A 12593-nucleotide genomic window follows, 5' to 3' on the forward strand; every position below is an offset into this window, starting at 1 on the left:
TTGTGAGCGGCGCCTAGTAATATTTCATAAGGTTAATAGTTTACTAGACGATAGGAGGAGAATTTGCATTCTATGAGCAGGCTTCGCAAACTTAAACCTTTTACCGCCATTATGCTTGCATTCTTTATGGTCTTTCAGCTTTTCGCAGGCACGCCGAAGGTAAACGCCGCCGAATCGGCTTCCGTGCCGCCGGCTTCAAGCTCGAACGGATCCAGCCTAGGGCAGGCCGTGATCGGCGAGGTCGTGTCGATTAGCGGCACGGAGCTCGTGCTGAAGCAGGAAGCGATACGCCCCGATCAAGGGACGGACGAGGAAATGGAAGCTTCGGAGCTTCCCTCGGGGCTGGCGGATTACGTTACCGTGCGGTTGACATCGCAAACCGTATATCAGACGGTTTCGGGCGGATCCCCGATACAGGTCGGCAGCGGTTTGCTTGTCGCGGGGCAACTCGCGGGCGGCAAGCTGATCGCGGACTTTGTCAGCGACATGTCCAAGGCTGCGCCGATTGAGAACCCGGTGCTCCCGGACGCGATGACGGAGGCAACGGAACCGTCTCCTTTGGGCGCGGAGAGCGCTCCTGAGTTCACCGGTACGGGCGACGAAGCGGACTTCGGCGTTGTATCGCCGACTTCGGTCGAAAAGCTTCAGCCTCAAATGAAAGCGATGGCCGCCGCGTCCGCCACGACGACCAATAGTGTCGAATATCGGCTGAAAGGACAGTCGGGGTTTCCCGGCATTCATTGGAATTGGCCGATTATCGATATCGTCGATCTGGGTGACCTGGTGAAAATCGGCGTATGGTTCGAATTCAACGCGGGGATGGGAGCGGCATGGGACTGGCCGGTCGATGCGAACTTCAAGCTTCCGAAGCTGGAAGTCGGACAGACGTCCAAGTTTACCGTCCAGATGACGCCCAAGGGAGTCGGCGCGAACGAGCATACGATGTACTCGACTTACGGCGTCGGATTTTACGTCCATTTCATTCTCCAAGCATTAGGTAAGCAATATAACTTGGGCATCCCGGTCCTTAATTTCGGGTTCGGCAACTCGACGAATAAGGCCGCGCCTTTTGACGGCAGCTATTTCTGGATGGACCGCACGACGAACATCACGATTCCGATCCCGATCCCGAAAACGCCGCTTAAATTTAAAATTTCGTTTTTGCTGGATTATATGCTTCACGGAAACGATCCGTTTATTATGGATTCGACCCGACCGAGCGCGGCGGGGGCGGTCGTTAAGGATCGTTTCAATTATACGGCGGACAGGCACGTGGTCAAATCTTCGACCTGGGATATCACGCCTACGGCAACGTCCGGCACGATCCAATTTCCGGAGGTACAATATGCCCCGTCGGTGAATTACGCGCAACTGCAGATCAAGGTCGGGGGATCCGCGGGGATGATACCGATTCCCGCGTTTCCTTATCCGCCCATATCGATCTACACGCATTTCACGCTCGGTGCGGCAGGGACGCCGCCCGCGGTTACTTTTACGGCCGCGCCCGAGATGACGACGGAGCCTTACTTGCCCGGGGGCAAGGTCGGGCAACCTTACCGCGCCGAATTAAAGCCGGCCGGAGGGTACCCGTTCACGGCGGAGCAGCAAGCAGCGAACGGGTATGGCAGTTACAAGCTGGCCATCGTATCCGGGAAGCTGCCGAAGGGATTGGCGCTGGATCCGATAGCGGGCGTTATCGAAGGCACGCCTCTTGCGCCGAACGAGAATGAAGAAATCGTGCTCCGCATGACGGACGCCGAGAACTATTCCAAGGATTTTACGTTCAAGATCCCGATCATGCAGACGGCAACGAGCCGCATTCAGATCGGGCAGTTCGTCAACCAGCCTTATAGTTATCAATTAGGGGTCAAGGGCGGTACGGCTCCGTTCTCTTGGGCGCTCAAATCGGGACAGCTCCCGCCGGGACTTGCGCTTCATGCTTCAACCGGAGTCCTGTCGGGCACGCCGACGACGGTCGGGACCTACCCGATGACTTTCCGCGTGGTCGATTCGACAAGCGCGGCGACGAAAGGCCGTTGGGCAGTCTGGAAGAAACGGTTGAAGTAACCGCCGTTATCGCTCCACCGAGCGCGAAAGGGAACTATCGATGGAAGGCGGAAGGAACGATCGCCGACGATCCCGGCAACGGCAACGGAATAGCTTACAACCCGGCGACGGGAGAGACGATGCGGTTTACCAGCCAAGGAAAAACGATGCTGTACGCGAACGGCGGTTGGCAGGAAGCGACGGGATTATCGACCGCCCCGAAAGCCAGGGACTACGCGTCAATGGCTTATTCGCCGAAGCTTGGCGGCATCGTTCTGTTCGGGGGCTCAGCGAATAATTGGTCGGGTTCCGTCAGCTATAACGTATTCGGGGATACGTGGCTTTGGAAAGACGGAGCATGGACGAAAATCAGCGACGGCGTCTTTTGGAAAGTGGAACTGGTAGGCGGTAAACCGGTACGCACGATTTCCGGCACGGAAGCGCCTCCGCCGCGCCTAAACGCGGCTCTCGCGCAGGATCGGGACGGCAATCTGATCTTATATGGCGGCAACGAGCAAATGCTTCCCGCATTCGGAGATACTTGGGTGCTGTCGGGAACGTCATGGGGGCAAAGAACGACCGCTACCCAGCCTCCGATGACCCTTGACCCGATTCTGGCCTTCCACGAAGGGATCGGCAAACCGGTGCTGATCGCGCGCCATCTGACGAACGGGAATACCGAGGTGTATGAATGGAACGGAACCGACTGGACCGATAAGACCAACCAAGTCTATCAGGCGGGAGTCGGTCCGCAGGACTTGTACTTATCGGGCGCGGCTTATCATCGGGCATCGCGTCAGCTTGTCCTGTACGGCGGCTACGAGAAACAAGCCGGCAGCTATGGAATCGGCGCGATGAAACACGATCTGTGGGGCCTTGGTACGTTGGGAGGCACCGGCAACGGGGACGGCATTCTGTCCTCCTGGACCCGTATTGAAGCCGTCGACCAGCCGTCGTTCCGCGATCCGGCCTTATCGGGATCGTATGCTTATCCGGTTATGCTGGCATACGATGCTTCGCGAGGAACGCTGATGGCGTTCGCCAAAGAATTCGCGGGCGCCGACAATCAATATAGCTTGAGCTTAAGCGGCTTGGTGGCCAATCCGGCGGTTCTGCCGGCAGACGGCATAGCGAGCACGGAGCTGAGGTTCCAAGTGACGGACGGCAGCGGGAATCCGATGCCGGGACGTTCGGTGATGCTGGCGGGTACGGGCAGCGTGTCGGGCGTCTTGCCTGCGCGGACGGCGGTTTCAAACGGGTCGGGCATCGTTACCTTCAACTATATAGGAACGCAAGCCGAGACGCTCGTCCTGAGGATTGACGACAGCTCGACGGGCGAGACGCTTGGCGGGACGACGGTCGTTCTCGCCGAGCCGGTGCCTGACGCCGATCGATCCTCCTTGTCGTTATCCTTGACGGAGATCCTCGGCGACGGGACGACACCCGCTGCGCTCGAAGCGATCGTCAAGAACGAGAACGGCGTGCCCCTTCCGGGATACGAGATTTCCGTAGCCCCGGTTCATTCCGCAACGGCGAAGGTTACGGAGACGAGTACGGGCTCCGGCACGACCGGACCGGACGGCAAGGCGGCGTTCACGATAACGGACACGACGGCGGGGACGCTGCTGTTGGCGGTATCGGCACGTAAAGCGTCGGATCCCTCGTCCGCCAGCTTCCCGCTGGGCGAAATCTCGCTCCATGTGCTGCAACACGACCCGTTGACGATTACGACGAATAGTCTGGCCGATGGACAGACGGGCGTTGCGTATCAGGGGACATTGGAAGCGAGCGGAGGAAACGGGAACTATCATTGGAGCGTTATCGACGGAGAGCTTCCTCCCGGGTTAACGCTTGGCGGCGGAGGACAATTAACGGGCACGCCGGATCCGGGCAGCTTCGGAACGCATGCCTTTACCGTGAGGGCGACGGATGAATCGCTTCCGGTTCAATCGACTTCGGCGGTGCTTGAGCTAAAGGTGCTTCCGCCGAACCTTGTCATGCTCGCGCCGTCGATCCATGAAGGCAGCGGCATGAAAGTCGGCGACTATGCCAACATCCAATTGCAGGCGGAAGGCGGCAGCGGAAGCTATGGGTGGTCAGTCGTATCCGGCGTTCTGCCGAAAGGAATGCAGCTTAACGCGAAGAACGGCAATATCGACGGGGTGCCGATCGAATCCGGCGATTACGACGTCGCGATTCAGGTGAAGGACAGCTTCGGAGCGACTGCGCAATCCGCGTTGCGCTTCTCCGTTCTGTCGGCACAATCCGTATTCGTTAGTCGCGGAACGAGCACGAACGAGAATGGCGTCTTGGAAGTCGTATCCGGCGACGTAACCGCAAGGACGACCGGTCTCGGCACGGTGGAAGTTGCCATCTTCCAGCGGAATCCGGGGGGCGAGACGAGCGGAACTTTCCGTACGGCGAATAAATATTTTAAGATCGGCAATGACGGCACCTTCTCGAACGTTCAATTTACGGTAGGAAACGTCTCGTCATCGGCTCATCACCTATATCGTTGGAACGCGGCAAGCGAGTCTTGGAGCTTGCTCCCGGATCAGACGTTCGATGCGGCGCTTGGCGTGACGACGGTTGCATTGGACGCCGCGACGATCGCCGACTTGACCGGCGGTATCCTATTCGCGGTCGGATCCCCGATTGAACCTCCGCCGTCTTTGGAAGGAATCGACGTCGGTACGGGACCCGCTGTCGGAGGCACGGTTATCTTGGTGACAGGCGATCGGTTCACGACGGACTCCGTCGTTCTGTTCGGCGGTGAACCTGCCGCGTCGACCGAGTACGTGGACAGCCGTTTGCTCCGGGCGGTTACGCCGCCGGGAATCGGCACCGTCGATGTCCGGGTACAGAACGCATTAGGGATCAGCGATCCGGCGGAAGGGGCAAAGTTCTCCTATGTCGGAGAGTCTTCTATTCGGAGAATTACGCTTGAGCTAGACGAATCGGGAGGCCTTCCCGGCGATACGCTGACGGCTTACGGATATGTCTATGAGGGCATCGCGCCTATTGCGGACGCGACCGTTGAGCTTAGCTTAACGCAAGGCTCCGTCCCGGCTTCGGCGACGACGGATGCCAACGGGCGCTATGAAGTCCGGGTCGTATTGCCTGACCGGCCGTCCGGCGGTCAGCAGACGACGTTGAAAGCCGTTCTGGCCGGAACTTCGTCTGCCGTGCAAAGGCAGATTCGAATTCTCTCGGGCGAACTCGCCATTACGAGCCCGGAGAAATTGCCGGGTGCCGGAATGGGACCGTATGAGTTCGCGTTAACGGCAACAGGGGGCGCTCTCCCTTATGCGTGGACACTTACGGAAGGGCAACTGCCTCCGGGGCTGACGCTCCATTCGGACGGCATCATCTCCGGAACTCCGACCGCCCCCGGCACGTATGCTTTCCGATTGAAATTGAACGGGGCAGGCAGCGTGGAGCCCGTGAGCCAATCGTTCGAACTTGCCGTTTATGGCATGCCGACGATCGACACAAATACGCTTCCGACCGGATATGCCGGCAAGCCGTATCAAACCAGGCTAACCTTCCTGGGGAGCCAGGACGGCGCAGTATGGAATATCGAGGGCGAGCTCCCGCCGGGATTATCCGTGGACCCGAACGGAGTCATTCAAGGCGTTCCCGCGAAGAGCGGAGCCTACGTCCTTCAAGCGGAAGTCATAGATGCCTATGGCGTTCGCTCGGCGCCGATAACGCTGCCATTGGTTGTGTACGAGCAACTGGCTCCGCCGCAGCATCTATTGATAGGCGGTCAGGGGGCAACGCTCCCCGCAAGCGGGCTGGCTACCGTTGACGGACTGCCGGAACCGACGATTGCGAGCGTTGCGCTCAACCCCGCCGGCATCGTTGCCGCGCGGATCGTAGAAGGACAATTGCAGCTTACGCCTATCGCGGCGGGTGCGACGGACGTTACGGTTACGGTAACGGAATCGGTATACGGCACCAGCGCGAATATCCTGCTGCCGGTGACGGTAGCCTCGCCTTTATCTCCGATTCCTAAGACGGTCTCCGTTATTCATATGAATGAAGGCGGTGACGGTACCGCGCTTGCTGCTTACGATCTGGCGACCCCGGCTTACCCGGGAGGATCGCTTACGATCGATTCCGCGTTATCGGATAATGCCGCTATCGCGCAAGTGCGGATCGTAAACGGTCAATTGGTCTTGTCTCCGGTCGCACCTGGCAGCACGCGTGTCATGGTTAGGATCGAGGATGAGGGTTACGGATCATTCGTCGAAATGTATATTCCGGTGACGGTGCATGCCGGGGAAAAACTGCCTCCCGTGGCTAAGACGATACCCACTATGAATTTGCAATCCGGGAACTCGACGGTATCCATCACTGCGGATCAATTGGCAACATCGGCTTACGCCGGGCATTCGCTGCGAATCGACGGCGCCAGCTCAAGCAATCCGGGCGTAGTCGTTGCTCAGGCAGCCGGCGGCCGACTTGTTCTATCGCCTGTCGGTTCGGGCTTCGCGAAAGTAACGGCGACCGTCACGGATGCGGTATACGGAACGGGGGTCAGCGTCGTCGTTCCCGTTCAAGTTCGGTCTAGCACGTCGAATTCGGAACCCGGCCCGATGCCGCAGCAGGGACCGATTGTGCCGGCCAATCCTTCGACAGTCGCCAAGATCACGCTGTCGGACGGACGAACGGTTGAAGTCGACATCATCGAGAAGGCTGCCGGGAAGTATGAGCTGAGCCTACCGTCTTCTGCATCCGGCGGGGACATCCGATTGGAATCCGCGTTGCTGAAGAAGCTGCTGGGTACGCGCGAACAAGCCGAGCTGCGCATTCGTTCGGCGGAAGGCTGGCTGGATCTGCCGCTTCGGGACTTGGCGGATTCCTTGCAGGATTATGCCGGCGGCGGCCAAGGATATGTAACGGCAAGCTTCGGAAAGCTGACCGGCGATAAGAGCGATCGAATTTTAACCGAATTGAAACGGGACGGACTTACGGCGATATCTTCGCCATTCGAATTCGGCATCGCTTTGACCGACGGGCAGAATCGTTCCATGAAGCTGGATTCGTTCGATCGATTCTTGACCAGAGCGATCTATATCGAACATTCGGCGGAGGCAAACCGCACAACCGTAGTATGGTTCGACGAAACAGCCGGGAAATGGCGGCCTGTTCTCTCCCGTCTAATGAAAGAGACCGATCGCAACGTGATCGTATTCAAACGGAAGGGCAACAGCGTGTACGCGGCGGTGACTTCGCATCCGGCGTTCGAGGACGTGAAGACGCATTGGTCCCGTCAGGCGGTCGAGGAAATGGCTTCTAAACAAATTGTCAGCGGCATTGCCTCCGGGAAGTTCTCGCCCGAAGGGAAAGTAACCCGCGGACAGTTTGCGGCAATGCTCGTGCGCGCGCTTGGCGTATCGGAAGGCCAAGAACCGGCAGGGCCTGCGTTCAAAGACGTAAAAGGCGGCGAATGGTATGCTTCTTCGGTGGCGGCCGCAGTCCAAGCCGGGCTGGTAAAAGGATATGCCGACGGCACATTCCGCCCGAATCAAACGCTTTCCCGTGCGGAAATGGCTGTGATGCTCGTCCATGCGCTGGGCTATCTTGGCGAAGGCCATGGCGGCCAATCGGAAGCGTTTGAAGCCTACCCAGACGCGAATTCGGTAGCCGGTTGGGCCAGGGACGCATTTGCGGTAATGGTGGCAAATGGCATTCTCGCGGGCCAAACCGACGGGCAACTTGCGCCTGGGCGAACGGTAACGAGAGCGGAGGCGGTCGTCGCGCTGCAGCGCTTGCTGAATCTTGTGACTTTTGAATAACGATCCGCAACGGACGTTCGCAATAAGGAAGAAGCCTTCGCGTTCACGAATATCGTGGCTGCCGAAGGCTTCTTTTTTTCGCGTCGATTCGCCCGACGAAAGGAACCCGTATGGCGGCATTGAAGGGGCGCCGGTCTGCGTGCTATAATAAAGGTCCGGCAAATTGGGGACAATAGGAGGTGAAGGAAAGTGGGCAAGAAAGACCAATTCGACAAGCCGTTAGCGCAGAATAAGAAGGCGTCCCATGATTACTTCATCGAGGAAGCCATTGAAGCCGGTATGGTTCTGACAGGCACGGAGATTAAGTCTCTTCGCACCGGCCGCGCGACGTTAGGCGATGCTTTCGCGACGATCCGCAACGGCGAGATGTTTCTTCACAACATGCACATTAGCCCATTCGAGCAAGGCAACCGCCACAATCCGGTCGATCCGACCCGGGCTCGCAAGCTTTTGTTGCATAAGGCTCAAATCCACAAGATGCTCGGCTCCGTTAAGCGGGACGGATACACTTTGGTTCCACTTCGCGTCTACATCAAGAACGGCTATGCCAAATGCTTGATCGGCATCGGTAAAGGGAAGAAGCAGTTCGACAAGCGCGAAGCCGACGCCAAGCGGGATTCCCAACGGGACATCCAACGCATTCTCCGCGAGAAGCAGAAGGTATACAAGTAAAACCGTCTTTTTCAGGCGAGATGTGGCACGAATGGCAATAACATTTTCGCATTAGGTAATCCGAACGTGTTATAATAAAACAGTAAGCTAAGCAAGCTTGTACTTCCTTTCCTGGCATTCCGGCCGCTTCGGCGGCGGACGACCAGCATTCGGGGCCGTTTATGGATTCGACGGGGGTAGAACGAGCGTGGGTAGCGGGTAGTAGGGCTGCGTCTGCTTCACTAACGCGGAAAGCCTATTAAACGGCAAACAACAACCAACTTTAGCAGCAGCCTAAGAAACTGACTGTTAAGCTTCTACCCTCCATCGCCCATGTGGCGGGATAGGGGCCAACTCTAGTGGGATACGCTGTCTAGTCTCCGCCTGGGGCTAGCGGAAGAAGACAATCAGGCTGACCCGAAGGGAATCCGGTGACGGGGAGTCTCTAGGGTGACATCAAAACTGTCACTACACCCGTAGAAGCACATGTGGCGTTGCCTTCGGACAGGGGTTCGACTCCCCTCGGCTCCACCATAAGAACTCTGACCGCACGAGGTCAGAGTTTTTTTGTTATGGTGGTGCCGAGGGGCGAGAGTCGCCCCGTTCCGAAGGAGGACATTGGGGTTCGATCGCGCGCAGGTCTGCAAGGCAGACCGAGCACGCAATTCAATTCTACCTCTAAGATCGTCATCGTCGAGTCGACTTCGCCAGCCATTTCAATGAAGAATTGGATACTCCCCTTAAGGCGCCGCCATAAAATCGCGACACGAGGATCCGACATGAAATAGTCGAATTCAATTGGGGAGCACAAGACCGCACGAGGTCAGAGTTTTTTTGTTATGGTGGTTCTGAGGGGCGAGAGTCGCCCCGTTCCGTACCGCGCACAGGGAACAAAGTGGACGAGCACGGCATCTGATTCTACCTCTATGGTTGTCATCGTCAGCAACTTTAATCAAGAATGGGATACTCCCCTTAGGGGCCGCCTTAGGGGCCGCCATAGAATCGCGACACGAGGATCCGACATGAAATAGTCGGATTCGATTGGGGAGCACAAGACCGCACGAGGTCAGAGTTTTTTGTTATGGTGGTGCCGAGAGCGAGAGTCGCCCCGTTCCGTACCGCGCGCAGGGAACGAAGTGAACGAGCACGGCATCTGATTTCGTCTCCACCATACATACTTTCCAATGCATATTCTTGTCATCGACAAGAATATGAAGCATAACTTTCTCAATTGGTGGCAGAATAATGGGATCGACTTGTGTCTTTATACAATGTTTTGCTTTTGTTAGGCGCGGCGGTCTATCCAAGCAAGGGGCATGAAAGCTATTTTTGTCGGAGAGGATATGCGCAAATGAAAAAGCTCTTTAACGTACTGGCGATAGCGATTATCCTGCTTATTCCGATGCATGCGGTTGGAGCATCAGGAAACGTGGCGACTCCCGGGCCGGCTAGCCCTTCGTTACTAAATATGCTACGCCAAGGCGGTTATATTTTGTATGTTAGGCACGGAGAAGCAACAGTGGGGGCGGATCAGCCGAACGTGATCTTCGACGATTGCAAAACCCAAAAAAATCTTTCCGAGGAAGGAAAGAAGCAGGCGGAGCTTTTCGGAAATTTGCTCAGGAGCTTACGTATTCCCGTGCAAATTCCGGTGCAAGCGAGTCCTTTATGTCGAACAAGAGACTCGGCAGCGTTGGCATTCGGTGCGGACAACGTTCAAGTCGATCCTGATTGGATCGATGCTTATCGACTAAGCGGCGATATCACGCAAGCCGAGAAAGAACGGATATTAGTCAAATTGAACGATAAGCTGGAAAAAGTCCCGCCACCGGGGCAAAATCAGGTTGTTGTCGCTCACAGTTTTCCTCAAGGAATCGGTTTAGGCGAGATTTCCGACTTTGGTACCGTTATTGTCCGACCGAAGGGGCAGGGTAAAGGTTACGATATTATAGACAAGCTTACTTTAGCCGAATGGGAAAGTATCCAATGAAGAAACGGAATCCAAGATGTTGTCTTGGGTTCCGTTTTTTTTGCACATAGTTAAGAGCCTGGCCTTATTGAGGCGTGCCGCGCATGTCGATTGCTTGAATCCAAATAGCGCGCACCGATTTGAGTATCGATGCACGCTGACTGCATAGCTTTCTTCAGTTGGCTATATGACGGGACTACGACTATCTCGTCTCCAAGACGGCGAAGCCGTTAACGGCCAATTCTGCCGTTGCTTCCGAACAAGCGAATTTTGCTGCGCACGACTTCCTTCATCGCGGCTTTTGCGGATCCCAGGTAGGTTTTCGCGTCGAACAGCTCCTCTTGTTCCCGCAGGATGCGCCGTACTTCCTGGGTAAAGGATACCTGACTCTCGGTGTTGACATTGATCTTGCTTACGCCCGCTTCGATTGCTTCCTTGATCATGCCGTCCGGTACGCCGGAGCCGCCATGAAGAACGAAAGGCGCATCGCTGACGGTCACGATTTCCCTAATCGTGTCGCAGTGGATATGGGGCTCCTTCTTATACATTCCATGTGCGGTTCCAACTGCGACTGCTAGGGCATCGACCCCCGTCTCCCGCCAGAAACGGATGGCTTCATCGGCACCAGGCAGACGGATATCTGCGTCATTGACATCCAGATCCTCCTCGATCCCGCCTATCGTACCAAGCTCACCCTCGACGCTAATCCCAACGGCATGCGCGGCTTCGACCACCTGGCGCGTAAGACGAACGTTTTCTTCATAGGGATGATGCGAGCCGTCGAACATGACGGAGGAGAAGCCGGCGCGGATACATTTCATTACGATATCAAAACTGCTTCCATGATCCAAATGCAGGGCGATGGGTACACGGGCTCTTGCCGCGGCTGCCTTTGCATTGGCCACTACATAATCAAGCCCCATATAACGAATGGTCATTTCTCCAACGCCAAAAATAACGGGGGATTGCTCCTCGTCGGCCGTCTCCGCAATCGCTTGAACGACCTCCATATTAAGCAGATTAAATTGTCCTACGGCATATTTGTTACGTTTGGCTTCCTTCAAAAGGTTGGTCATCGGGACTAGATCCATCTGCTGTTCCTCCTAGAGTAACAATAAGCACCAAGATTGAACATAAATCGAACATAAATTATCAAATATTATCATGAATAGTATCAATATAAGCTTGCAATATCACAATTGTCAATATTAAGAAGTTAATTTATGTTCGACAATGGGGTTTACAATGTTTGAAAATGTTACTATAATCGAAAATGAACATAAATTATCATGGATTATCAAATTTATTATCATGAACAATGCGGGGGAACGAGAGATGTTCTTGACCAAGAGACATGAGAGCATACTGGAGATTCTGAAAGATAACAGCGACATAAGCATTGCGGAGATGTCCGCGCAATTGCAGGTTTCGGAGATGACGGTACGAAGGGATCTAGAAGCGCTTGAGAACGAGAATCTTCTTGTCCGGGTTCGAGGAGGCGCCAAGCTGATCGAGGAACAACCGGAATCGGACAACAGTTTTCTGAATCGCAGATTCTACAACCAGGCTGCCGTCCATCAGCAAGAGAAGAAGGCCATCGGTAAGCTTGCGGCCTCTCTTGTCCATAATGATGAGACCATCCTGATCGACGCAGGATCTACCGCTCTGGAGCTGACAAAGCATCTCCACGGAAAAAGAGGAGTTACTGCGGTCGTAACGACGATCAACATTGCCGAGGAACTGGAGGGTCGTGAAGGAGTAACGACGATCATTACAGGAGGCGTGTTTCGTTCAAGGACGACGACGCTAATGAATCCTATTCTTAATCAGATGTTGAAGCAGATCCATGCGGACAAAGTATTTATCGGCGTCACCGCGGCTTCGATTACGGAAGGTTTTACGGGCAATGACTTTCTGGAGTCGGATATCAAGCGACTTTTGATGCAGTCCGGGAAAGAAGTGTACTGGTTGGTTGATTCGAGTAAAATCAATGCGGTAAGCTCAATTAGCATTACTCCTATCATGAAGGAGCATCATATTATCACTGACAACAAGATTAGCCCAGAAGTTAGAGAGCAGCTAGAGAAGAAGTGCCGGTTATGGGTGGCCGAGGGGGAGTAACT

Annotated in this window: 6 protein-coding genes and 1 other RNA gene; 6 read left to right on the forward strand and 1 reads right to left on the reverse strand. The window is 55.5% G+C overall.

What is annotated here, in order from left to right; all coding sequences use genetic code 11:
- Window positions 1-72 precede the first annotated feature (72 nt).
- The 5 genes from FPL14_RS16670 to FPL14_RS16690 all read left to right on the forward strand — a co-directional run bounded on the left by FPL14_RS16670 (window position 73) and on the right by FPL14_RS16690 (window position 10491).
- Window positions 73-2067, forward strand: a complete 1995-nt coding sequence (locus FPL14_RS16670) for an Ig domain-containing protein (protein ID WP_182298811.1) — start codon at window positions 73-75, stop codon at window positions 2065-2067.
- Entirely contained in the window at window positions 2037-7850 is a 5814-nt protein-coding gene (locus tag FPL14_RS16675) for an S-layer homology domain-containing protein (RefSeq protein WP_182298813.1), read from the forward strand. Before FPL14_RS16670 ends, FPL14_RS16675 begins: the two co-directional genes overlap by 31 nt.
- 189 nt (window positions 7851-8039) lie before the next feature.
- Window positions 8040-8522 carry an SsrA-binding protein SmpB gene (smpB, locus tag FPL14_RS16680; protein ID WP_182298820.1) on the forward strand — a complete coding sequence of 161 codons (483 nt, stop codon included), beginning with the start codon at window positions 8040-8042 and terminating at the stop codon, window positions 8520-8522.
- 151 nt (window positions 8523-8673) lie between these two features.
- Window positions 8674-9035, forward strand: a transfer-messenger RNA (tmRNA) gene (gene ssrA / locus FPL14_RS16685).
- An 817-nt stretch (window positions 9036-9852) separates the two neighbouring features.
- Complete coding sequence (locus tag FPL14_RS16690) at window positions 9853-10491, forward strand: histidine phosphatase family protein (protein WP_182298822.1); 639 nt, start codon at window positions 9853-9855, stop codon at window positions 10489-10491.
- 209 nt (window positions 10492-10700) lie between these two features.
- Here the strand turns inward: FPL14_RS16690 and fba are convergent, their stop codons facing one another.
- A complete protein-coding gene (fba, locus tag FPL14_RS16695; RefSeq protein ID WP_182298824.1) occupies window positions 10701-11561 on the reverse strand; it encodes a class II fructose-1,6-bisphosphate aldolase in 861 nt (286 codons plus the stop codon).
- A 250-nt stretch (window positions 11562-11811) separates the two neighbouring features.
- Between fba and FPL14_RS16700 the strand changes: the two genes are divergently transcribed.
- Window positions 11812-12591, forward strand: coding sequence for a DeoR/GlpR family DNA-binding transcription regulator (locus tag FPL14_RS16700; RefSeq protein WP_182298826.1), 780 nt, complete (start codon window positions 11812-11814; stop codon window positions 12589-12591).
- The last annotated feature ends 2 nt before the right edge of the window (window positions 12592-12593 follow it).

This window comes from Cohnella cholangitidis, assembly GCF_014107495.1.
GTDB classification, from domain to species: domain Bacteria; phylum Bacillota; class Bacilli; order Paenibacillales; family Paenibacillaceae; genus Cohnella; species Cohnella cholangitidis.